The sequence below is a fragment of the Thermosporothrix sp. COM3 genome, assembly GCF_059696735.1.
Genome location: NZ_AP019376.1, coordinates 3,229,486 through 3,254,582 on the forward strand (window position 1 = coordinate 3,229,486; position 25,097 = coordinate 3,254,582).

The 25,097-nt window shown below is 52.3% G+C and carries 9 protein-coding genes and 1 pseudogene; 5 read left to right on the forward strand and 5 right to left on the reverse strand.

Annotated elements, in window-relative coordinates; genetic code table 11:
• Positions 1 to 12: 12 nt before the first annotated feature.
• Entirely contained in the window at positions 13 to 1,074 is a 1,062-nt protein-coding gene (gene sbnA / locus KTH_RS13825; protein WP_497619419.1) for a 2,3-diaminopropionate biosynthesis protein SbnA, read from the forward strand.
• 68 nt (positions 1,075 to 1,142) lie between these two features.
• The gene (locus KTH_RS13830) at positions 1,143 to 2,186 is read left to right on the forward strand and encodes an ornithine cyclodeaminase family protein (RefSeq protein ID WP_497619421.1); all 1,044 of its coding nucleotides are present in this window, start codon (positions 1,143 to 1,145) and stop codon (positions 2,184 to 2,186) included.
• Here the strand turns inward: KTH_RS13830 and KTH_RS13835 are convergent.
• A complete protein-coding gene (locus KTH_RS13835; RefSeq protein ID WP_497623239.1) occupies positions 2,175 to 2,366 on the reverse strand; it encodes an Lrp/AsnC family transcriptional regulator in 192 nt (63 codons plus the stop codon). The genes KTH_RS13830 and KTH_RS13835 overlap by 12 nt on opposite strands.
• Positions 2,367 to 2,649: 283 nt before the next feature.
• Between KTH_RS13835 and KTH_RS13840 the strand changes: the two genes are divergently transcribed.
• Complete coding sequence (locus KTH_RS13840; protein ID WP_497619423.1) at positions 2,650 to 3,072, forward strand: nitroreductase family deazaflavin-dependent oxidoreductase; 423 nt, start codon at positions 2,650 to 2,652, stop codon at positions 3,070 to 3,072.
• A gap of 220 nt (positions 3,073 to 3,292) precedes the next feature.
• On the opposite strand, the pseudogene KTH_RS13845 reads toward KTH_RS13840, so the two are convergent.
• Positions 3,293 to 4,626, reverse strand: a pseudogene (locus KTH_RS13845) (thioester reductase domain-containing protein).
• A 1,544-nt stretch (positions 4,627 to 6,170) separates the two neighbouring features.
• Between KTH_RS13845 and KTH_RS13850 the strand changes: the two are divergent.
• Both KTH_RS13850 and KTH_RS13855 read left to right on the forward strand, forming a co-directional pair.
• Positions 6,171 to 7,727: a hypothetical protein gene (locus KTH_RS13850; protein ID WP_497619425.1), complete on the forward strand. Its 1,557-nt coding sequence runs from the start codon at positions 6,171 to 6,173 to the stop codon at positions 7,725 to 7,727.
• Between the two features lie 40 nt (positions 7,728 to 7,767).
• The gene (locus KTH_RS13855) at positions 7,768 to 7,935 is read left to right on the forward strand and encodes a hypothetical protein (protein ID WP_497619427.1); all 168 of its coding nucleotides are present in this window, start codon (positions 7,768 to 7,770) and stop codon (positions 7,933 to 7,935) included.
• A 93-nt stretch (positions 7,936 to 8,028) separates the two neighbouring features.
• Here the strand turns inward: KTH_RS13855 and KTH_RS13860 are convergent, their stop codons facing one another.
• The 3 genes from KTH_RS13860 to KTH_RS13870 are packed head-to-tail and all read right to left on the reverse strand — an operon-like array spanning position 8,029 to position 25,077.
• Positions 8,029 to 19,368, reverse strand: a complete 11,340-nt coding sequence (locus tag KTH_RS13860; protein WP_497619429.1) for an amino acid adenylation domain-containing protein — start codon at positions 19,366 to 19,368, stop codon at positions 8,029 to 8,031.
• The gene (locus KTH_RS13865; RefSeq protein WP_497619431.1) at positions 19,292 to 21,166 is read right to left on the reverse strand and encodes a condensation domain-containing protein; all 1,875 of its coding nucleotides are present in this window, start codon (positions 21,164 to 21,166) and stop codon (positions 19,292 to 19,294) included. The genes KTH_RS13860 and KTH_RS13865 overlap by 77 nt, the downstream gene beginning before the upstream one ends.
• Positions 21,163 to 25,077 carry a non-ribosomal peptide synthetase gene (locus KTH_RS13870; RefSeq protein WP_497619433.1) on the reverse strand — a complete coding sequence of 1,305 codons (3,915 nt, stop codon included), beginning with the start codon at positions 25,075 to 25,077 and terminating at the stop codon, positions 21,163 to 21,165. The genes KTH_RS13865 and KTH_RS13870 overlap by 4 nt, the downstream gene beginning before the upstream one ends.
• Positions 25,078 to 25,097 lie beyond the last annotated feature (20 nt).

Here is a 25,097-nt window from a genome sequence, read left to right on the forward strand (position 1 = left end):
AAGGAGAGAGGCATGCAAGCTTTCATCAATAGAGATTCTCATGATGGTCATACGGAAAACTATACGCCTTTACAGGCTGTCGACATAACTATATATGGGAAACGTCAGCGCGTCTATCTCAAATTAGAGGGAGCCAACCCGACCGGTTCTGTCAAGTATAGAACTGCAATGGGGTTGCTACAGTCGTTGGCAGAGGAAAGCAAGCTCACAACTGATAGCGTGATTATTGAATCAACCTCTGGCAATTTAGGCGTCGCTCTGGCGTATCTTTGTCAGCAGCAAGGGTACCCTTTTATTGCTGTCATTGACCCAAAAACAACCGAGGAGAACATTGCTAAAATGCTTCGCTTCGGAGCCCAACTAGAGCTTGTTGAGGAGCCTGATGAAAGTGGTGGCTATCTCCTGTCCCGTCTGGAACGAGTAAGAAAGCTCTGCGATATGCATCCTCGGTATGTCTGGACGAATCAATATATGAATCCCGCCAACCCTCGTATCCACGCTATCACCACTGCGCCAGAAATCTATCAACAAATGGATCGTCAGGTTGATGCTCTTTTTGTTGCGGTCTCTACTGGCGGGACACTGGCAGGTATCGGGGACTATTTTGCGGCGGTGAGCCCGGAAACCCGAATTATTGCGGTCGATGCTTATGGCTCTGTGATTTTTGATACAGTATCAGCTCCTCGCAAGCTAACCGGTATCGGAGCATCTAGACGGTCATACTTCATTCAGTCGCATCACTATAGCCAGTATCGCCTTGTTTCGGATGAAGAGGCTTTTGCGACCTGCCGGCTATTCGCCAGAGAGGCAGATATATTCCTCGGTGGTTCCAGTGGGGCTGTACTTTTTGCCTGTGCGAGTTATCTGGCTGCGGCTGCTGAGCTGGAGCATGTTGTCTGCCTTTGCCCGGATGGGGGAGAAAACTACTTGAACACTATTTACAATGATGAGTGGATTCAACAGAACGGTCTTGATCTGAATAACAAACCAGGAGCATTACTGACTCAGCCCCGTTGTGTGCCTTCATGCCTGGCTGTTGATCCGGGCAAAGGCGTTGTGAGATCCCGGGAATAGGTTCACGCTCTGTTGCCAGTCAGATGAAATGAGATTGTTATTATTTTTTTTGATGAAAGAGGTGAAATATGCGAAACAGTTTTTTATATCTCACGCGTGAGGATGTGATGCGGGTGTGTGCTGACCTGGATAGTACTGCGATCATGCGCGAGGTATTTCAGTTACATGGGAGTGGTCAGACGATTCTACCTGATGAAGCGTATCTGGGGTGGGTGAATGGAGAAGGGGAACATGTGCGAAGCCTGAATATGCCTGCCTATGTCGGGGGAGAGATTCAATTTGCTGGCACAAAAGTGATCAACGGGAATATTGCGAATCCTCAACGTCGTGGAATCCCTCGAGCCAGTGGGCTTACTCTGTTATATGATGAGCTTACAGCACAGGTGGTGTGTGTGATGGAAGCGGCATATCTTTCCAGTGTTCGTACCGCCAGTGTCAGTATGCTGGCCATTTTACTGCTACAGGGAGCGCCTGTGGAAACAGTGGCTGTGATTGGTGCTGGAGTGATTGCGCAACGGCATCTGGAACTGATGCTGCGATATTTGCCCACACTACGAACTCTATTGGTCTATGATCTGATCCCGGGACAGGTGGAGCGAGTTCAGCATATGTTAGAGCCCGAGTTATATCGGCGTGGCGTTGTGTTGAAAGAGATGCATTCGGCAGAAGCGGCAATCCGCCCGGCACAGGTGGTGATCCCGGCAACCACGGTGACGGAAGGATATATTCAGTATGAGTGGTTACAGCCCGGGGCGATTGTCGTACATGTTTCCCTGGATGATGTTCTGCCGGAAGTGGTGCTGCAAGCGGATACGGTGATTGTTGATGATTGGGAACTGGTGCGCGCTGATACGCGGCGTTTGCTCGGGCGTATGTATCGAAGTGGGCAACTCATTGGACCTGACGAAGCGTTCCCGCAGGATGAGAGGCGCTGCCGCCGAGTAGATGCCCAGTTAGGAGAGCTGGTGTGCGGGACGAAGGTAGGGAGAAAAACGAAAAAAGATATCTGTCTGGTGAATCCATTTGGCCTGGCCATCGAAGATGTAGCTCTCGCTGCTCATGTATATCGACATGCCTGTCAGCTTGGTTCAGGGAGAAAGCTACCCTTGTGAACCTTGAGAAGGCCAGAAGACCAGGGACTTCGGCCCGTCAGAATACCAGCCTCTTTCAACTTTACGTACGCGCTCCGCCACATCAGGAGTAGACAGGCCAGCGTGTTGCCTCAACGCATTGAAAGAGATCCGGGCGTCGTATTGAAGTTCGCGTAGAATCTTCCAGACGGTGCTATCCAGTAGCCTTTTTGATCATAAAGTCATCGGGCTTTTTTTCCTTTTGTTGTTTTGTGAATGCAGTATATTTCCTGTTATTTGTCATTTACCAGCCATCTTTTCTCTGCTATCCTGAAGTCCAGAAGAAGCGAGCGTTGTTTATTCCGGACAAGAGACGAACAATAACATGAAGGCTTATCCACTTGCTTCTTCTGAGAATGTAGAAATAAGCCATACAGAAACTGTGTATAAAGCAGTGGTGCCTATGTGGACGAAGAGAGACGGGCACATATTCAGGAAAGGAAGCATGATGAGTAATCAGAAGGAATATAATCGGAGATTGATAGAGGAGTTTCGCTCCAATGGAGGAAAGGTCAGCGGGAAGTTTGCTGACGTCCCGCTCCTTCTGCTTACCGTTCTTGGAGCCAGGAGTAATCAGCCCCGGACAACACCTTTGGCGTATACAACCGACCGTGATCGGTTTATTCTCATTGCATCTAACAATGGGAGTAGCTCTCACCCTGACTGGTATTATAACCTGCTTGCTCATCCCATCGTAACAGTGGAGGTAGGTCCCGAGCGTTTTCAGGCACGAGCAGTGATAGCAGAAGAGCCGGAACGCTCCCGACTCTATACACAGATGGCGGATCAGATGCCGGCGTTTGCTGAATACCAACGTAATACTGAGCGCAAGATCCCAGTGATTGTGCTGGAGCGAATAGACAGTTGAATGAATGCCTCCTGAAGGTCAATACTGCTACTGTATCTCACAGTTCCGCTCTCTCGTGATGTACAGGCCTTATCAACAAGTGTGATAGAAATGGCGAAGCAGCGAAGGCGAGTTTCCTGCCTTCGCTGCTCGAACAAGTTCAAACATTGCCAGAGAAAAGAGCGAGAGATCCTGCTTCCATTGACGACGACCGTTCTTACCCTGATCTTGCCCTGAGAAGTCACTTCTTCTGCTGCACAAAAGTGAGGAAGCGATGCAGCATTCGCTCTGTAACTGAAGGTATCTCTATACCCAAGCGCCTGAGCCTTTCCATTGTCTGCTGATTTTCAATGACTGTTTTAAAACCAGGGTAGGTGACATGGCGATCTTTAATCTCTGAAGGCAACGGGAACCACATCAGCAGCGACGCAAGGATAAGCTCACTATTTTGCTGCGCCTGATTGATCAGTTCATCATACCAGGCATGATAAGGGAGAGACCGGAGCGAGTAGCCAAATGAGCGAAGCCATGCTACCCAGTGTTCCAGGCTCGTCGGTTGGGAATTAGTGAGGTGGAATGTATGCCCCAGGGTGTCCGGCTGGCGGGAAAGCTCTACAATAGCACGGCTAACGCTATCCACAGGGATCAGATTATAATCACCGGTAATATCGGGAACGGAGCCCAGTTGCAGGATTCCCAGTGTTGCCCGCGCCAGAAAATCGTGTTGGTTCCATAATCCCAGATGACTATGGAAGACAATCCGCGAGGGCCGGTAGACAGTGACAGGAAGCCCACGTTTTCGAGCCTGCATGATCAGGCGCTCTGCAACCCACTTACTTTGAGCGTATCCCCCTTCCAGACCGTCATAGCCAAACTCTATAGATGTTTCCTCGTGCATTGGGGGCGTATCCGCAGTGTATGTCGGGAAAACAGACAGGGTAGAGACATAATGCACAGGTTTGATGCGCCGTCCTGCACAGGCAAAGCGAAGCACCTCCTGCGTTCCTTTCACATTAATGGGCTTGAGATCCTGATATGAGGCTGTGTACTGAAGTGCGGCCCCGCTATGATATATGACATCTACCCGTCCGGCTAATTGCTGAAACTGCTTCATGCTAAGGTTGAATTCCGGCTTTGCCAGATCACCGGAACAATGCGAGAGTGATCGACCGCGGCAAGCGCTGTATAAGGAGCAAGCTTTGTTTCAAGCTTCTTGCGAGCCTGTTCCGGTGAATCAGCTCGCACCAGACAGTAGACCGTTGCTTTTGTATTGCAAAGAAGGTCAAACAGCAGAGCTGAACCAAGCAGACCGGTAGCGCCTGTCAGGAAAACAGCTCGCGGCGCAAGGGCAGCCTCAAGATCAAGCGTGCCATCAGGAACGATCGATGTATCTAAAACGGCATCTTTATACCATGCATACTCTGTGCCTTCCTGCGGCTTCGGCGTAAGACCAAGTTTGAGCAAGTCAATATGACGTGCCAGATCGGCAAAGGTCGGGGCATCAAAGAGTGAGCGCAGGGGGATATCCAGGTGAAACATGCGCCGAAGTTGTAGAATAGCCGTTGTCGCAAGCAGTCAATCACCTCCACCAGAAGGAGAAGGCTTGTGTCTGAACTCCACCGCACCTCAGGGAACCGGTGTAGGCGCTCTGCTTTGGCTTCCTTGTTCGACACATCAGGGACAATTGACAGGTGCTCCGTTCTCGTCCGGCAGGACCGGGCGAGAAGCGTTCTTCGTTCTCTGTGCGTCCGCTCTCGCTCCATGGTATGAAGCGTATCATCCGATGAAGATCGTGTCAAGCATTCTGAAACATTTGTCATGTTTGAGAGGGAGACGCTGCTGTTCTCGCTTTGGCACGCTTAAGCAGCCTTTGCAGCAGACCCATTCCTCTCCCGCCTGAAGACGGGAGCTTCCTGGGCCGCTACTGTGAATTCCCTCCGATGCGGTAAAAATTTGCATCCATACTGATGCGCGGTAACCTGAGCAATGATTCAAACATCGAAATCACTCGTTTTTTCTGTTTCCGTGCATGGAGCAATATATTCATGTGACCTGAACGCCCATCATTTCAAGGATACATGGTTTGTGATGCAATGGACATAGAGAGAAAGAGACCACTCGATGGCAAGAAAAGCATGTTGAGCCCTACAACAACGGAGCAAGTGCTTACATGTCTGCGCGCCTAACGCGGCTTCTGGGGGTACCCAATAGCAGTCTGTTTGCTCGACGATGATCGCCCGCGTTGTTGTGGTTTCGCGCAGAAGGGCGGTGCAAATGGCTCTCTGAAGTTTGAAGAATACAAGTGGCTGTCCAGAAGCAGTCTCAAGAAGACAGGCATAGCCGTTACTGTTGCCTGTCAGGAGATATTCGCTGTTTGCGCTCAGTACCATTATCATACTTCCGGCTATCGCTTGCTGATCAGGTACACTGCTTGGTTTCATATATCCTTGTTCGAGTTGATAGAGATCGTAATGACAGGTCCAGAGGATCTCGATACCTGTCGCGGTGAAGACATATCCATTGGCGCTAAAAGCCAGTGATCTACTTCTCCAGTACAGCGATGACGAGCAACAAGGCGTGGTAGTAAGGCCAATCCATCGCGTAGAACGGAATAAACGTCCTCCGTAGGCGTGTATCTGAAGGCCTCAATAGCCAGAAGAATGCTTTTTTCCAGAGCATAAGGGATTGTGCCGTTGTGCAATGGACGCTTGTAAGTGGCGAGCTACTTTGAGAGCCAGAAGGCCCGTATTCCGTTTGACTGTTTCCTGCATTTCTTCCATCACTTTTTGTTCTTTTCGAACTTGCTCTTCTTGCCGCTCACTGGCGAGGAGATAGTCTTCTTCATTGCTGATGAAGTGCATTGGGTAGCGGGAGAGCCAGCATTACGCGTCAAATAAGATCTTTTTAATTTGCTAATGATAAATGTATCTCTGATACTTGACGAAGGCAAGCTTCCTGAACCATTGTTATTATATTGCAGCTCTTTGCCCTTTATAGTGTGTTTTAACTAACACATATGGCATGTAGTAGTAGAGGATATTTTAAAGTGAGAAATCTCTTGCGTTTCTAAAAAGAGAAGAGAGATATTTGTATCAAATGAGTAAGTTAGGAGGAAAAATATGACAGATTTTCAAGAGATTGCTTTGGATGTAAACATACCTGTGCTTCATTCAGTAAGAAAAGATGGAGCTAATGTGATTGCTACTCGTGTCCCTCTAGATGATGTGCGCTTACAAAAATGGGGGTGGATTCTCTCGTTAAGCCATGGAAATGAGTATCAAGAACAAAATGATATTGATACGCTGATAGATCGAAGTGGTAAAAGATATCCGAAAGTGTATTATCTGGCTGATATTTTAAATTATATTGAGAAATGGGAGTGTAGGGATTGGGAGATAGGATATCAAAAATCTGATGATAATAAAAAGACGTTATTACTAAATACCTCTTCAGGCAAAGAAGAGAGAGATTTGCAGCAAATAATTGAGGCCAGCAATGATCATTTGCGTCACACTCTTGAAATGCAAACAATAGAGCTCTATAACCGGCTGATAAAACAATCTCGTGATTTTCATCAGGAAAGTGAGAACCACCTAAATGAAGTAGAGCGTCAGCTAGGTGTAAATGTACAGCAATTGGAAGAGTCTATTGGAAAGCTTTCTGCAACCCTTGTTCATGAACAGTCTCAGACTATGGAGCAATTAAAGAAAATACTTATCGAAGAACTAATGCCTGGGATCGCTCAACATACTGAATGGCAACGGGTAGAAGAAGTGTTTGAAGAAACTAGGGAAAGAATTGTTCGTGAACAATCTCAGACTATAGAACAAAAAAGCATTTTCTTATTAGATTCTCTCAAAGAGAGCCTAAGCCAACAGCTTACCCTTTTGCAAGGAGATGTGATACGTTCGTTAGAGAATAAAATAAATGCAGGAAGTGTAGGGTATGTGGAAGAAATAATAGATGGGAACAACGATATAATGCAAAAGTTAGATGTTTTAGAAAGTAATATGGAAAAACAGTATATTACTTTGCAAGAGGATAATGAGCGGCTCACCTCTATTAAGGGCTTGCTATCTACACAGCAGGATAAACAGAATGTGGAAGCTCAAGAAATAAGGGAAAAACTAGCGCAAATAATAGCACTACTCGAGCCAGAGGAGGAGCAAGATAGTACGAAAAAAGATGTATTGTCTGGCTCATCAATGAATGTAAAAACGAGGAGAGCGTCTACTCAAATCGAGAGAATTACTAAGGACCATCAGTCCTTAATCAATGAATTTTTTAATAGCAGTAAGAAACAAGCTGATGAAGCATTTGCTGTCGTGAGATTTATCAATATTTTAGGGGCTATAGCATGCGTGTTTTGTCTAGTTCTTTCTGTTGTAATGTTGTTTTTCCAGCAATTTACCTATAGTGCTGTTCTAGGCTCTATTGGTGGTATTGGAACAACTCTTGCAACAATTCTGGGAAAATTAAGTGCAAATACTCAGATGCATGTTGCAGAACAATTTGAGAAATCTCTAGAAATATTGAATACTACTTATCAGCCTATTGTTGCACAGACCATGTGTGCAATCTACGCTGATGAGGATCGAAAACAGGCTGCTCTGGATAAAATTATTGATCGTTTGCTTGTAACAAATGAGGATAAAAGCACTATAAATGCTAAATAGTGTATAATGGGAGTGAAGGATCATTAAGTAGAGGAGATTGATGTCTTCTTTTCAATTCCTCACGCAGCTTCTGGAGGCACCCAATGGCAGTGGCGTACTACATGCAGCGAATACTGGCTTGCAGGGCAATCATCTGCTCGCCTTGCATATTCGTCGATGTCGTATGGTCCAGAACCGGAACATCCTCCCCACTCTGAAGGCAACGTAAAACCCGTCAGACTCAGCATTCATGCTCTGTCCCCGCTGCATAGCAAAGGGGTCCCCTGTGAGAATGAGGGAACCCCTTGCTCTTGATCGAGCGCTAGCTTGTCTTGATCGTCTTGTCGGAGAGGTACTGCCGCAGGATAGTGGCAAGCTCTTCTACAGCGGGGCGACGTACCAGCGTGTAGTGATGCCCATCCACTGTATGGATGACTATCTTTCCCTGTACATATGATCCCCACCCAAGATAGGGATCGGCAAAGTTGTCATCAACACCAACTCCTACCTGTGAGTTGACTGGAGATCGCTCACCAGCACGAATCAAGACCATCTCTCCGCGGAACCGCGAAGGAATATACTTACGCAGCATCAGAATATGGTGGCAAGCAACTTTTATCCGCCGTGCCACGTCCTCATCTGCGGTCCTGGAATGAACCAGCCCGACTCGTTTCATCCACTGAATTACTCTGTCCTGCGCCTCATCTGGAGAAAGCCGTAAGAAGTCCGCTTCGGCCACACTGAAACGCTCCCCCGTTGTACCCTCTCTACTATGGGCAAGAAACAGCTCAAGTGAGCGTACATAATCAAGCATCAGAAAGAGCGTGCGATCCTCTCCTTTCCACGGGTACTGGCGGACGACCATTGATGGCTCGTGTGAGTCTATCAACGCCAGAAGCGCGATCTTTTCTCCCTCTGCCTGAAGCTGACAGGCCATCTCATAGGCGATCATTCCTCCCATTGACCAACCACCAAGCAGGTATGGCCCATGCGGCTGTATTCGGCGCAGTGCCTGCATATATCGTGCTGCCATCTCCTGTAAGTCTGCTGCCTCATGTGCTCCATAAACAGCAGGATCTTGCAGCCCGATAAAGGGACGCTTTCCATCAAGCAAGCGAGCCAGCTCAAGATAGGACATCACATCACCGCCCGAAGGGTGCACACAGAAAAGTGGCGGTGCACCCTCACCAGAGCGCAGGAGAACAACCGGATCAACGTTCTTCTCCATATAGCGATTGCGTATCTCCTGAGCTACTCCCTCAACTGTAGGTGACTGGAAGAGCGCCGCGGCTGGAACCTTGTAATGAAGCTGTTGCTCAAGTGCAACCAGCAGGCGCACAATAAACAGCGAGTTCCCACCACGCTCAAAAAAGTTCTCGTCGACACCAAGAGATGGCACATCAAGCAGCTTCGTGCATAGAGATGCAATCTGCTCCTCTAGCGCATCGGCATCTCTTCTCTTCTGAACTTTTCGTTTGCTACCACTCCTGAGCTCTCCATGAACAGGGGAGGGCCTGCGCTGCGGTGGGCTGCTCACCGCTCTCTGGATCAGCTCCTGCGCTTCCCAGGTATCCGCATCATCGACCAGTCGTAGCAGAGTCTCCTGATACATTGCGAACATCTCGTCCAGCATTCCAGCCGGGAAAATGGCCTCAACCGCGTCCCAGTTTACAAGCAGTTCACCATCCTCCTCAAGCACCTGTTGATCAAGCCAGACTTGCGGGGTGCGTACTCTCTCAAAGACATCCTCTATAGTCAACATGTCGGTTGGAACGTGCTTATACGCCGAGTCAAAACCAACCGTACTGGTAAAGACGACCGGCAAAAGAGGCCGTGGCGTCCCGCCTCGCTGGCTCACAAGGTCACGCAAGACGCGAATACCCGAGTACAGACTGTGCTCTAAGGCTTCAGCAAACTGCATCTGAAAGTGACGCACCCGCTCCACAAAGCGCTCACGCTGCCTCAAATCGGCAACAATCGGCATCGTCGAGGAAAATGGGCCAAGCACTCGATCCAGTCCGGGGTGCAACGGCTGCCGATTAAAGTAGAGCATATTCAGGGTAAAGCGGGGCTCCTGACTCCAACGCGCCAGCACTTCGGCATAGAGAGCACACAGCACTGCGGAGACAGTTACCTCATAATAACCACAACGCTCTTTCAGGCGCCGCCAGCGAGCGGCATCGAGTGAGAAGCTGCGCCGTGTCATCTGCGGATTTGTCACACTGGCAGGATCGCAGGCCAGCGGTAATTGAGGAGCCTCCGAAAACTCCTTGATTCGCTCTTGCCAGTAGTGCCGGGCCCGCTTGTACCGCTCCTCCTGTTCCATCTGCTGAAGCGCTAACACGTAATCGCGGAAGGTCACCTCCAAGGGCGGCAATTCAAGCTGTTCGTCATTGTAAAGCTGGAAAAGCTCATAAAAGAAGATATAGAAGCTCCATCCATCGGCGATCAGCAAACTACAACAGAGATGCACCCGGCTACGCTGCTCATCAAGCTGTTGTACACGGATCTCAAAGAGTAATTGCTGTTCATTCCTCGGTCCCATTTGAATCATTCTATCCCGTAAGGCAGTGATAGCGCGCTGCTGTCCATCGGCACTCAAGGCGCGAAGATCTGTCACCAGCACACGATAGGGTTCCACCTCCGGCCTGATTCGCTGGCGACCATCCGGCAGGATCTCACAACGCAGCATTGGCTGATGCGCAACAAGCCGCTGCAATGCTCGTTCAAGGCGGGTCACATCCAGTCCGCGCGTTTCAAAGTCAATATAGAAATGAGCGGAATTGTAGCTCAACTCATAGAGATGTTGCTGTCCGATCCAGTACGCCTGCTGCAAATCGGCGAGGGGGAACGGCTCGTCTTCCTCTGTGGTTACCAGTTGAGAGACAGAAACATGTTGCTCTCCCATGCGCTTCTCAATAGTCGCAGCCAGCGCTTCCAGCGATTTACAGGCGAAGATCTGGCGCAATGATAGCTCAACCTTGAACGTATCTCGAATACCAGATACCAGACGGACAGCCGAGAGCGAATCGCCTCCCATACGGAAAAAGCTATCATCCAGCGAGACCTTATCGATATGCAATAGCTCTATCCAGAGGTGGGCCAGGCACTGCTCAATAAGGCTTTGCGGCGGTCGACTCTGGTGATCCCGCTGGATATGATGTGGTACAGGTAGCATCCGCCTGTCAACCTTCCCGTTCTGAGTAAGCGGCAGTATATCAAGCGGAATAATATATGCTGGTACCATGTACTCAGGAAGCCGCTCACGCAGAAAATCGCGCAGAGAAGTGGCATCAAGTGGCCTGACCGCCCGGGCGTTACGTGTCAGAATCACATCAAAGCCGAAAAAGTCAGTCACTGAACCCTGCCTGTTCAGAATCACAGGCAACTCAAACCCATGCGCTTGCACTATCTGTCGCCATTGTTCACGGGAGAGCAAGGGATGCTCCTGCCGTGTATCGCGATCCTCAAAGCGATCAAAGCCCTGCTGAAGTCCCATACTGAGATCAAAGGCACGGTGGAAACGCGTCTCTTCGATCAGCAGCAGTACGCCATCAGTTGCCAGCAACGACTGTATATGGCGCAATGTTTCCGCGATATCAGCCGTTGCATGCAGCACACTGGACGCGATCACAATATCAAACGCATGCAGATCAAAGCCCTGCACCTGTGGATTCTGTTCAATATTGAGCAAACGATACTCGACATATGGGTACGCAGCAAACTGTTTATGAGCATGCTCCAGGAAGTACCGGGAGATATCGGTATAGACGAATGTTGTCTGCTCGGGTGGGAACAAAGGCAACAGAAAACGCGTTGTCGTGCCATATCCGGCCCCGATTTCCAGAACGCGCAGCGGCTTTTCTGTCGGGCGTCGTTCAAGATAGCGCCTCATGACCTCCGCAGCCATCTGATTACAGTAGTGGAAAAAGCGGTAGCTGTTCGCCATTTCCTCGGTTGCATATACCTCGGCAGAGTGCAGCCGTTCCGTCAGCACATCGGCAAGCCCTCTGACATGAGCCGGGACCACAGGCGCGATATTGTCCAACCAGGCCATGTCTCGTAGCGCATCATCCTCGGCTCGTGCAGCCTCATCCCGGTATGCCTGCCATAGCTCATCCAATGAAACCACTGGAAGCGGCTCCTCAGCATGAATCATGTCTCCTTGCACGTGTAGATAGCCGCGTTCGTGCAGCAGGTGTATATTGCGCTGAAGCCATTTTCGATAGCGGGGACGAATCGTGCTCCGTTGCATCAGTTCCTCAAATGTATACCTTTCATTTCTCCCGGTAAACACTCCAAGATCCCGCAGTGCCTGACAGACAGAAAAGAGTAGCACTTCTTCCAGCCGGGCCAGCGTTGCCGTGATCCCAGTACTCCCCTGTGGAACAGGTAAGCTCTGCACTACCGCTTCCCATTCTTGGATCAGTTCCTGCCACCTCTGCTTTTCTTCACCCTCAGGATCTGCAACCGGCTCCGGGAGTGCATATGCGAGCAGTTGCTTCAGGCCGAAGCGCTCGCCCATCACGGTCACAACAGCCCGGCTCACCGCTTCATGTTGCATCAGTGTGGCCTCGATCTCCTCAAGCTCGATACGGTGCCCGTTGATCTTCACCTGAAAATCTTCCCGTCCCAGAAACTCAATCGTGCCATCAGGCAGATAGCGCCCCAGATCCCCTGTTTCATAGAGCCGCTCACCGGTTTCCGGATGGATAATAAAGCGCTCTGCCGTCTTTTGGGGATCATTCCAGTAGCCCCGTGCCAACCCAACCCCGCCAATATAGAGCCGTCCTGTTACAAAACACGGGCAGGGCTGTAAGCGTTCATTGAGCACATAAAAGCGCTGGTTCTGCATTGGTTTGCCATAGGGAATGCTCTTCCAGTTCTGCTCTACCTGCTCGATAGGGTAACAAATCGACCAGATAGAAGCCTCAGTCGCGCCTCCCAGGCTCACTATCTGCGCCCGGGGGAAGAGCGAACGAACACGCTCCGGCAGATGTAAGGCGATCCAGTCGCCACTGAGCAACACCAGGCGCAGATGTTCGGTCCAGCTTGAGGCGAGCTCTCGCGGCTGAAGATACATCACCAGCATTTCCATCAACGCCGGTGCAGTATTCCAGATGGTCACTTTGTGGCGCTGCATCAACTCAAGCCAGTGAGCAGGATCGCGTACTCCTTCAGGATCAGGCAGGAGAAGCGAGCCACCTGTGCCCAGCAACCCGAAGATATCCCAGACGGAGAGATCAAAATTGAGCGCCGAAAGGCCCAGAACACAGTCTTCAGCCGTCAAAGCAAAGCGCCTGTTTACATCGAGAATGGTATTCAGAGCGCTCTGATGCTCAATCATCACTCCTTTTGGCTCACCGGTCGAACCAGAAGTATAAATGATATAGGCAAGGTCATCGGGCCGCGTGGCTATCGGTTCTGGCTTTCGTAGAACGCCATCACGTTCGCACTGCACAAACTCCATCCACTCTATCTCAAGGAGGTGTTCCACTACAGGAAGTTCAGCCCGAAAGCGAGGCTGTGTCAGTGCGACTGTCGCCCCCAGATTTTTGAACAGCCGCGCAATCCGCTCACCAGGCAGAAAGGGATCAATGGGAACATAGGCCGCACCTGCTCTCAATACTCCCAATATAGCCGCAATCTGCTCTACGCCCTTTTCCATCAGCACCGGGATCGGCTGCCCGGAGTGCACAGCACGCTCCTGTAAACGGCGGGCAATCTCACCAGACCAGCGCTCAAGCTGTCCATAACTCCAGGCACGTTCCAATGTACGCACAGCAATACGCTCGGGTTGCTGCCTGGCATGACGCAGAAAGGCCATATGTAACAGTTCCGGTTCAAACGGCTCCTGTGTCGCGTTCGTCTCCTTACAGATGCGCAGGAATGTCTGAGGCACGAACGACTCAACAGGTTGCTCCTCTGCAAGCTGCCGCAGATAGGTGCAATAGACCTCAAACATATCGTCAAGGAAACCAGGAGGAAAGAGGCCCTCAACAGAGTCCCAATTGAAGAGCAGCGCACCATCAACCTCAAAGACCTGATGATCGAGCCAGACTTGTGGTGTCTGACTGCACGCATATACCTGCTTACCCGGCCAATCCGACGGGGCAGACTGCTCTGTTAGCCCGAGTGTGCTGGTAAAAACGACCGGCATGCTGACCTGTTCCTCACCCCGCGACAGTTCGCGTAACACATCCACTGCCGTGAACAGGCTATGATCAAGATCCTCCCAGAGCCGCGCTTGAAGCCGCGTTGCACGGTGTTGAAAATCATCACCAGCACGATGATCGATCGCAAGCAGTGTTAACGTGGTAAAATCACCAATCAGCCTCATTACATCTGGATGGACCGGGCGGCGATTAAACAGGGTAAGATTCAACGTAAAACGCGCTGAACGGCTCCAGTATCCCAGTACATCAGCAAAAGCTGTCAGCACGAAGACAGTTGAGGTCACGCCGAGCTGAGCGGCTTGCTTTTGCAGCCGTTGCCATAGCGCAGCCTCCAAACGGGCACTTCGACGCTCAAAACGGGGCAGTGTGATCGAGGCCGGGCTACGCTGCAAAGGCAGTTGTGGCGGCACAAACTCATCCAGCCTGGCGAGCCAGTAACGTGCGTCCTCCTCAAAAGCTGCCGATGCACGCTGTTCCTGCTCCGCTAAAACATAGTCCCGGAAGGAGTAGCGCAACGGTGGAAGCTCTCGTTCAGGATCAGCATACAACGCCGCGAGTTCCTGCTGTAAGAGACCGTAACTGGCAGCGTCACAGATAAGCACATCGAGGCTCAGGTGAAGACGCGTTATCTGCTCGTTCAGGCGCGTCGCCTCAATGGCAAACAGTGGCCAACGCTCCACATTCACCATATGATGAGAGAGCTGTTCACGCCTGGCATTCAACCTGACCGTTTGCTCTTCATCTGACACCCCCCGAAGATCTTCCACCGCAATTTGATATGCTGGTACCGTCGGAAGAATCTGCTGTCTCCCATCGGGCAAGACAACCATCCTCAGCATCTCATGGCGCTGAATTAGCCGATTCCAGGCCCGCGTATAGCGCTCCAGATCGAGCGATGGGCAGTCAAACTCAAAGTAGACATGACTGGCCACATTACCCAGATCAAAAGTGGAACCACGTCCGACCCAGTACGCATGCTGTACCTGCGTCAACGGAAATGGCTCCGACTGTTGTGCCGCGTTGATTGTGGGTTCTACCTGAACTTCGGCCTTCCTCTCATGCATTTCGAGCAGCTCAGCCAGCGCGGCGGAAAGTCTTGCAACGGTTGTTGCACGCAGTAAATCGCTGAGCTTGAACGAGATCCCGAAACGCTCCCGAATGCGAGCAACCAGGCCTGAAGCCAGGAGAGAATGGCCACCTAGCTCAAAGAAATCATCATGCCGACCGATTGGTGATACTCCTAGTGTTTCCTCCCAGAGGACGCACATGGCTCGCTCAAGCTCATTTGCAGGAGGAATACTTGTATCATGTATGGCGTTGCTTTTTATCGGTTGCACAGGTAAGGGCCGCTTCTCCGCCCGACGCTTCATTCGTTGCGAGAGAGACGAGGGTGAGACCGCTACAGATGACAACCCAAACGATCCTGCATGAGCCAGAATCCGTTCAAACATATCAAGCGCCTCGTCAGGCCGCATTGCATGGTGCATCAAGCCGCGAGAAAATGCTGTGTCTTCATCTGGCTTATCAAGCAGCCAACCATCCCAGGCTATACTGAGCCAGCGCCCATTTGTTTCCTGTGCCATGCCATCAAGAAATGCATTGGCCGCTGCATACGCTCCTAATCCCACGCCGCCAACAGTAGTAGCAACCGATGAGATCAAGACACGGAAATCAAGTACCTCGTCCCAGAGCAGCCAGTCAAGATTCAACGTGCCGCTTACCTTCGCTTGAAACTGGGCTTCTAGCTCGTTCATCGAAAGATCTGCCAGCGGGACAAAGGTTTCGTGCCCGATAACGCCCGCCGCATGAATAACACCGTGAAGCGCTCCAAAGTGCCGCCTGACCTGATCCAGAGCCTCCTGTAATGCGTGGAGATCGGCCACATCTGCCGTCACTGGCAAGACCTCACTCCCGCTTTCCCGTATTTGCTGTATTATCTGCATTGTGCGCTGCGCATTCTTCGCGTCAGCAGACACTGTATGCCGACCAAGCAACGCCAGTTTCACAGGGGCCCGCAGTGCCAGACGCTGCGCCAGTTGCAACCCGATATCTCCCAGGCCACCGGTAATCAGATAGACGCCCTGCTCTCGTAAACGAAGCGATGCCACAGGCAGTTCTAGTGTCTCCCATTGCCGGTCCCAACGCCTCCGCCCACGATATGCAACTTCTGTGTCCTCGGTCTCACGTACTGCCTCGGCTATCAGCAGACGTGCAGCAGCGTCAGCAGCCATTACAGGGAGATCCACTGTACGAGCCTGTAAAAATGGATATTCCTGTTGTGCGATCCGACTCAACGCATGCAACGGCGTATAAAGTGCCTGCATCCTATCACTGCTCTCTACTTTCTGACTTCCCCGTAGCGCGACAAGGAGCGTACAGGTCGCGCTACTGCTGCGTCCCTGTGAGGCAAGGAGCGAGGCAAAGTCTACAAGCAGGCGCTTCATCGCTTCTTGCCCCTCGATAGCAAGAGCAGGCAGATAAAGCAGATAGCGCGGCTGGATCTGCTGTTCCGTGAGCCGTTGAAAGAGCTGCTCAAAATCAGCAGCATGTCCGGAACGCACCGTAAAACCAGCCTCATGCTCACCGAAGGCGTCTCCCTCCTGCACCAGAAGGGCATGAGCTGGCTGAATCTGCCGTAAAAGCTCCTCACCGAGCCCATGGGGATTCCCGACAATCAGCCAGACACTTTCCTGTGGAATTGGTGGAAGAAGCGGAACAGGGGCAGTCTCCTTCCATGCTGGCACCTGTACCAGGATCCGGCTTGGCGCGTCTTGCTCTGGCTCGATCCAGTGCCGTTCACGCTCAAACGGATAGAGTGGCAACGAGACACGCTGCCATCGCTCACCGTGGAGCGCCTCCCATTGCAAGGGAACCCCCGCACACCAGAGCCGCCCGGCAGCATTGAGCAGCGTGACATAATCATCATCATCGCTCTTCGGATGTCGCATGGATGCGATACTATCAATTGCCGCTTTCTGTTCGGGATGCTGCCTGAGCAGCGTTGTCAGCGTCGTTCCTGGTCCGACTTCCAGAAAGAGCCGGGGGCTTGTCAGGAGCGCCTGTAATCCCTGCGAAAACTGCACCGGACAACGCAGATGCTCCGCCCAATAGGCAGGCCGTGTCACCTGCTCAGCAGTAACCCATGTCCCGGTCACATTCGAGATATAGGGAATCTGAGGCGGTCGCAATGTAAGACTTGCCGCAACCTCTTCCAGCGAAGCCATAAACGGCTCAACCAACCGAGAATGAGCGCCCGCAGCCAGCGGAAGCCTTCTCATCTGAACATCTCGGGCTTGAAGCTGCCGCTCAAGTTCTGCAATCTCTTCTTCGGTTCCTGAGACTACACAGAGAGCGGGTCCATTCACCGCCGCAATATCCAGGGATTGCGCGAGCACGCGCACTTCCTCATACGGAAGGGGGATCGTTGCCATGACCCCGTGTGCAATCTTTGCCATCCATTGAGAGCGTGCAGCAACGAGCTTGAGTGCATCTGCAAGGCTCATGACACCCGCCAGCGTCGCAGCGGTATATTCACCCAGGCTATGTCCAATCATCGCAGCAGGCTCTACTCCCCAGGCCATCCACTGTCGGGCCAGCGCATATTCAACGGCAAAGAGAGCAGGGAGCGCCACTGCTGGATCAAGCAATCCGTGCTTATCTGTCTGATAGATAGCTTGCCTGATATCTCGCTGAATATACGGATAGAGCATCTCTGCACAACGATCCAGTTCGTGCCGAAAGGCCGTTTCACGCGCATATAACGCGCTTCCCATCGCAATATGTTGTGAGCCACCACCCGGAAACAGAAACACGACTTCTGGTTGTTCTTGCAGTGCACTTCGTACCCAGAGCGCCCCGGACTCCTGTCTGAGCGCTTCTAATGCCTGCTCACGACCGGAGGCAACAATAAAGCTTCGTTCTCGAAACGCTCTTCGCCCCATCTGTAAGGTACAGGCAATATCACCGTATGCCTGTGTGCTGTCTGTCAAATGCTCCGCAAACTGCTCAACCGTTCTATGCAAGGCAGACCGCGTACGCGCAGAGAACACAAAGAGTTCTGGTGAGTCGTCATGCTGTGTATTCCGGGACTCCGGTGCCTCTTCAAGAACAACATGGGCATTTGTCCCACCGAAACCAAACGAGCTGACGCCCGCGCGCCGGGGAGTATCATGATGCTGCCACTCAACGAGTTCGGTATTCACGGCGAAGGGGGTCTGTTCCGCCTGAATACGGGGGTTCCAACGCTTAAAGTGCAGACTGGGCGGGATCTGTCTGTGATGGAGAGCAAGCGCCGTCTTGATCAGCCCTGCGATACCTGCCGCGGTCTCTGCATGCCCGATATTTGTTTTTACCGAACCCAGCAAACACTTTTTCTCGGCCTGTCTGCCAAACACCCGCGTTAATGCCTCAACCTCGATCGGGTCACCCAGGGGTGTGGCCGTTCCGTGCGCCTCTATATATGAAATGCTCTCCGGTTCTACCTCAGCGACGGCCAGTGCCTCGGTAATCACCCGTACCTGCCCTTCAACCGAGGGGGCAGTAAAGCCGACTTTTCCGGCTCCATCATTATTGATTGCAGTCCCACGAATGATAGCGTAGATATGGTCGCCATCAGCCAGCGCATCAGTCAGGCGACGCAGTGCCACAACGCCAACACCCTGACTGAACAGCGTACCTGCTGCTTCCGCATCAAAAGTCCGGCAATGTCCATCAGGTGAGAATGGGCCGTCTTCCAACGTGAAATAGCCCTGCTTCTGCGGCACGCGTAGCGTTGCCCCACCTGCTAGCGCCAAATCACACTCATGCAGCAGCAGGCTCTGGCAGGCCAGATGGACAGCAACCAGCGAGGTTGAACAGGCCGTCTGCACAGAGATAGCAGGCCCCTTCAGATCAAGCTTATAGGAGACCTGCGTTGCCAGATAGTCTGGCTCATTTCCTATGGAAACCTGTAACATCTCTGCTGGATTTGCATGCGTATAGGGGTCAAAGCGCTCATGTAGATTCTTATGCAGATACGCGCTCAGGCTGCTTCCCGCAAAGACTCCTACAGCGCCTTGAAAATGTTCGGGAAGGTGAGCGGCATCTTCCAGCGCGTGCCAGCTACATTGAAGAAAAAGTCGATGCTGTGGATCAAGCAAGGCTGCTTCCGTTGCGCTCATGCCAAAGAAAGCGGCGTCAAAGCAGTCTTGATCTGCTATGACCGTGCCAATCGGGACATAGTTTTCCGCGGTATAGTCGGAGGGGGCAATTCCACTGGCCCGCAATTCTTCCTCGGTAAACGTGGTGACGGCCTCAACGCCATCACGCAGGAGTTGCCAGAACTCATGTAGATTCTGAGCGCCCGGGAAACGGCATGCCATCCCGACAATCGCAATAGCATTGGAGTTATTTGAGTCCTGATATGACATTTTATCCTCTCTTTCGGGTATATTGAAGTGCTTGCCGTCTGCGAGCGGCACGATGCTGACCAGTATGGGCCGCCTCATCTATCACCTGATCCTGACTCAGGAATGCGGCCAGACTGCGAATGGTGGGATATTCAAACAGGATCAGGACAGAGATCTCACGCCCGAGCTGGCGGCAGATCTGGCCCTGCGCCTGCACTAGCAAGAGCGAGTTTGCCCCTATCTCAAAAAAGTTTTGCTGCACCCCTATTTCCTCCCGCTGAAGCACAGCACAAAAAATGGCATACAGCGTCTTTTCCAGCTCGTTTACAGGTGGCTCAGCGTTGTGGCGCGGCGCGGGTTGCTGTTTACAGGCAGGCGTCCATAGGACCTCTTCCTGTAGAAAAGAGAACTCGCTCTGTTGCCAGGACCGTTTGTCCTCGGCCAGGAGCGTTAACAGGCGGCAATAGCGGCTGAACAGCCGATCAAGCAAGCCCGGGGGAAAGGCAGCCTCAACAGTATCCCAGTTGAAGCAGAGCATTCCATCACGCTCGAATACCTGATGGTCCAGCGCCACTTGCGGCGTCTGACTGATGCTATACACCGTCTTGCCAAACGCTGTGAGAAGCTGCGAGGCATCACCACTGACACCCCCCTGATCGTAGATGCCACTTGAAAAGACAATGGGTACGATCATGGTTTCGCCTCTCAGCTTCCCGAGTTCGCGCAAAACCACCGTACCGGGAACAGCAGCATGTTCCAGATCGCGCCAGAGCCGCCGCTGAAGTAACCGCGCCCGCTCAAGAAAGGTTGCGCCCTGCCCATCAACCTCTATCAGCAACGTCGAGGTAAAATCCCCTATCAGCCGCTCAATCCCTGCGTATATGCTCGGTCGATTGAACAGCGTCAACGTCAGCAGAAAGTGCCGCCGCTTCATGCCGGCCATCAGCACTTCTGCAAAGGCAGCAAGCAGTAGCCCGGAAGGCGTCAACCCCTGCTGTGCCGCCAGACGCTTCAGCAGTTGCCAGCGTGACACTGCCAGTTCCTGCCGCTGCCTCTGAAACCGCGCTGGCCCCTCTACAAGCCGCAATGGCAGATCCAGCCCTGCTGGCAGGTGTTCCAGCCGCTCCATCCAGTAGGCATAGGCCTTGCGATAACGCTCCTGCTCTTTTTGCCGTTCCAGATGCTCAACCCAATCGCGAAACAGAAAGCCGGCTTCTGGAAGCTCCGTCTCCGGTCGCTCGTAAAGCTCTCGAAGCTGCTGACAAAGGAGTAATGCGCTATAGGCATCACAGAAAAGCAGATCCAGTCCAAAATGCAGACGATACTGCTGATCAGTAAGTCGGGTCAGACAGAATGTGAAAAGCGGGGGGCGATGCGGATCAAGCACCTGATGCGAAAGACGCTCCCGGCGTATACGTAGCTGCTCCTCTACCTCTGCCGCCGACCTTCCGCGCAGATCGAGGACAGGAAGCTCATAAGGAGGTACCCGTTCTGCGACACATTGCTGACCATCCAGAGTCACAAACGCGCGCAACATATCATGATGTGCTACCAGCCGCCGAATAGCACGCTCAAGTCGCTTCGGATCCAGATTATAGGCATCAATTTCTGTGTAGTAATAAGGTGCGACTTTCCCATAGGCCCATGCACCCGTTCGTCCGAACAGATACGCCAGTTGCATATCAGTCAGCGGGAACGGCTCATAGCGTGCTTCCGGTCGAGATAAAAGAAGTCGTGGCTCAAGAAAAGCTATCAATTCCCGCTTCCAGCGCTGGATCTCTGCCCGCAATTCCGGCGTCATAGCACCCTTCGGAGCCCGAAAACGAAGCTCGCCATGCTGGACCCAGAGCTGAATAGCACGTTGTTGCACTGCATGTAGCACATGATCCAGAGTCACAGACTTCCCTCCTCCCATGCATCTGACACAACATTTTCGGTGTAGACAAACAGTGCATGCAGAAGCGGCGACTGATCAGGGAGTTCATCAGGCTCATCAACCCGCCAGCCAAGTTGTAAGGCCGTTCGTTGCATGCGCTCAGTCCAGCGCCCGACCTCCATCAATGCCCGGGTGGTATGATGAGCCTCGCTGGCAACAAAGTAAATCGCAAACGAGCAGTCACGTTGTGGTACATTTACTTTCTCTTGAAGCGGGCACAAAGCATGGGTGGTTGCATCATAGAGATAGCTTCCTGCGCAAATGCCATCCCCTGTATCCTCAGGGAGCGATATATGCAGTTGCACCGCTTCAGGTATCGCTTCACGCAGGAGCTGCCACCAGCGACTCAAGCCGCTCAATGACAGAGGAGCGGGGTACACCTCCTCTGGCACATCCTGTAAGAGCGGAATACCGGGTCCACTCCTCACAGAAGAGCTGTGACTATTCGTCAGCCGTTCGACATATGTATGAGCCAGAGCCATCAGGCTGGGTGCTTCTACCAGTTCAATGATAGGGAGACGAAGCTGTAACTCATGTTCCAGAGCGTTCGCAACCTGTATCAGTTGCAGGGAGGTAGCCCCAAGCGCCAGAAAGCTACGCTCTGCATCAAAATGAGGCAGCTTCAGTGCCCGCCGAATGACAGCAAGGATACGCTCTGCTCCTGGAGCAGTTCGCGCTGAAATCCTCTTCGCCTCCATCTTTGACCCGGAAAAGGGATCAGGAAGCGCCTTCCGATCCAGCTTTCCGTTTGCAGTCACCGGCCAATGCTGGACGGCAACATACTGTAGCGGAAGCATATACTCCGGGAGGTACTGCCGTGCATGGGATTTCAGTTGTGCATGCACCTCTTCCCAGGGCCCCTCACTCTGGACATAGGCTACAAGCCGACGTTGCCCATCTCTTGTTTTTGGTGCATCAACAACGGCTTGAATAACCTCTGCATGACGCTTGAGCACGGCTTCAATCTCTCCCAGTTCCACACGATGCCCTCTAAGCTTGATCTGATGATCGTCTCGTCCCAGAAACTCAATATAGCCTTCTCTGCGCCACACTCCCATATCACCTGTCCAGTAGAGGCGCTCCCCCGTCTCAGGATGCACAAGAAAGCGCTCTTGCGTTCGTGCCTCATCCTTCCAGTACCCGAGAGCTACCCCTGCACCACCAATATAGATGTGTCCCGGTACATCAACTGGACACGGTTCAAGCTGTTTGTTGAGAACCCACATATGCTGATTGCGCAGCGCCCGACCATAGGGAATGCTCTTCCAATCGGGGTGTACATCGGTAATTGGATAGGCAATCGACCAGATAGAGCCCTCAGTTGCACCACCCAGACTGATTATCTGCGCCTGTGGAGCTAACGCCCGCAAACGCTGCGGCAAACTTAATGCAATCCAGTCGCCGCTCAGGAGCACCAGCCGCACACTTTGAAGTGCCCTTCTCACCTCTTCCGCCCGAATTTCTGCGTACATCAGCAGCATCTCCATCAAGGCGGGGGCACTGTTCCAGATCGTGACTCTGTGGCGCTGAATCAACTCAAGCCAGTGAGCAGGATCGCGCCGTAGCTCTGGTTCAGGCAGTACCAGCGCCCCACCCGCGCCAAGCAGGCCAAAGATGTCATACACCGATAGGTCAAAACTCAGGGAGGAGAGCGCAAATATCCGATCATCTGGCCCGACAGCAAAGCGCGTCGAGATGTCATGAATCGTATTGACTGCTCCCTCATGCGTAATCATCACGCCCTTTGGTGTCCCCGTTGAGCCAGACGTATAGATAATATAAGCAAGGTCCTGAGGCGTCCGCTCGTCAGGGAGCACGGGTACGCTCTCTGAAACCGGGAGCGTTTCCGTTGCCAGCACACGTATCCCTTCAGGCCATGAAAGGGCCGTCACAAGCGTTTCTGTTGTCAGAACCGTTGAAATTTCTGCTTGCAGCAAAACCTGTTGCAGCCGGAGCGCGGGCCACTGCGCATCAAGCGGCACGTAGACAGCGCTTGCTGCGAGCACCGCCAGCGTTGAAGCGATCTGTTCCGGGCCAGCGGGCAGTACAATTGCTACGAGGTCCCCGCTTCGCACGCCCTCCTGCCGAAGATGAGCCGCAAGCTGCCGGGCTCGTAGGGCCAGTTGGGTATAACTCACTGTTCCACGCATGGTATAAAGCGCGGGACGGTGGGGAAAGCGTTGCGCCTGCTCGAAAAAGGGCTGCTGTAGCAAATGATGCGGGAGTACACCCTGTGTCTGGTTTGCCTGTTCTTGCAGCTCTCTATCTTCGTCCGGGAGCAAAGGTAGTTGTTTCTGTTGCCAGTATGCCTCGTCATCCGCAAGAGCGATAAGTAAAGCACAATAGCAGGTAAACATTCGATCAAGGAAGCCCGGCGGAAAGACTTCTTCCTGCGCATCCCAGTGAAAGAAAAGCGCTCCATCACGCTCAAATACCTGATGATCCAGCACAACCTGTGGTGTCTGGCTGATTGCGTAGATCTGCTCTCCGAGCCATTGTGTTGGGAAAGGACCATCAAGGAACTGGGGAGTATGCAGACCACTGGTAAAAACAATGGGAGTTGCAATTGTGAATAGATCATCACGCTGCTGCACCAGTCTTCGCTGCACGCTCACACCGCTAAAGCTGCTTTGCTCCAGATCTTGCCAGAGCTGACGGTTCACGATCCGAGCAAATGAAGCGAAGTCCTCCGTATTGGTTTCCACCGCCAGCAAACTGGTGGAAGTAAAGTCCCCGATAAGTTGTTCAAGATCAGGATGGACAGCCGGACGATGAAACAGGGTCACATTGAGCGTCAGGGCAGGACTGCGGCTCCAACGCTGAAGCAGTGCAGCAAAGGCCGCCAGCAACGTCGCCGATGGCGTAATCCCATACCCGGCGCTCAGGGCTTTTAAGCGTTGCCAGCGCTCCCGTTCCAGCACCTCGGCGCGTCGTGTAAAGTGTGGCTGCTCAACCGCCGAGAATGCCTTACAATATGGCAATTCAGGCCCGGGAGGAAGTGTGGCAATGCGCTCAGTCCAGTATGCCTCCGCCCGTTGATACCGCTCTGTAAGTCGCTCCTGCTCAAGAAAATGAACATAATCACGAAAAGTGATAGCCGCTGTCGGTAACATCAGATCTGGCTGCTGATAGAGCTGGCTCCACTGCCGCATCAGAAGAAAGAAGCTGGTCAGATCCAGAAAGAGCGCATCGAAACTCAGATGTATCCGGTAACGCCGCTCAGTGAGCCGGCTGAGTCGAATATCAAAACATGGCCACGCCTCCGTGATAAACTGCTGATGTGACAACTCATTACGAACATCCTGTAGCTGCTGCTCTTGTAGTGCCTCATCTCGCATGTCATATACGCGAAAGTGGTACAAAGGCACCTGCGTTTCCTTTAAAACGCGTTGCATCCCATCAGGTTGGATCACCGTTCGCAACATGTCGTGTTGTGCAACAAGCCGATTCCAGGCATATTCAAGCCGCTCAATGTCCAGGCCTTCCCGTTCATACTCCTGATAAAAATGGGTTGCGACGTTGCCAAGCACAAAGCCCCGTTGCCGCCCGACCCAGTATGCTTGCTGAATCTCTGTCAGGGGAAAAGGTTCATAGCGCTGCTGGGGATCGGCAGTCAGCAATGTGGCAACCTGATGGACTCTCTGCTCCTGCACCACTCGCTCAACCAGAGTTTGGAGCGTTGTTTCCCCCAGAAAGAACAGCAGAGGGAGTTGCACCCCGAACTCCTGCCATATCAGGCTCTGAAGTTGAAGAGCGCTGATTGACTCCAGGCCCAGTTGTGTCAGCGGGAGGTCAGGGGAAAGCTGTTCCTCTGACACCTGGAGCAGAGAGGCAACACTGTATTGTATACTCTTCAGAATATCAATTGGCATTTCTTTCTCACATTCTTTCG

Coding starts and splice junctions, on each gene's coding strand:
- sbnA (WP_497619419.1), top strand. CDS start 13: ATGCAAGCTTTCATCAATAGAGATTCTCATGATGGTCATACGGAAAAC.
- KTH_RS13830 (WP_497619421.1), top strand. CDS start 1,143: ATGCGAAACAGTTTTTTATATCTCACGCGTGAGGATGTGATGCGGGTG.
- KTH_RS13840 (WP_497619423.1), top strand. CDS start 2,650: ATGATGAGTAATCAGAAGGAATATAATCGGAGATTGATAGAGGAGTTT.
- KTH_RS13850 (WP_497619425.1), top strand. CDS start 6,171: ATGACAGATTTTCAAGAGATTGCTTTGGATGTAAACATACCTGTGCTT.
- KTH_RS13855 (WP_497619427.1), top strand. CDS start 7,768: ATGTCTTCTTTTCAATTCCTCACGCAGCTTCTGGAGGCACCCAATGGC.
- KTH_RS13860 (WP_497619429.1), bottom strand. CDS start 19,368: ATGAGGCGGCCCATACTGGTCAGCATCGTGCCGCTCGCAGACGGCAAG.
- KTH_RS13870 (WP_497619433.1), bottom strand. CDS start 25,077: ATGCCAATTGATATTCTGAAGAGTATACAATACAGTGTTGCCTCTCTG.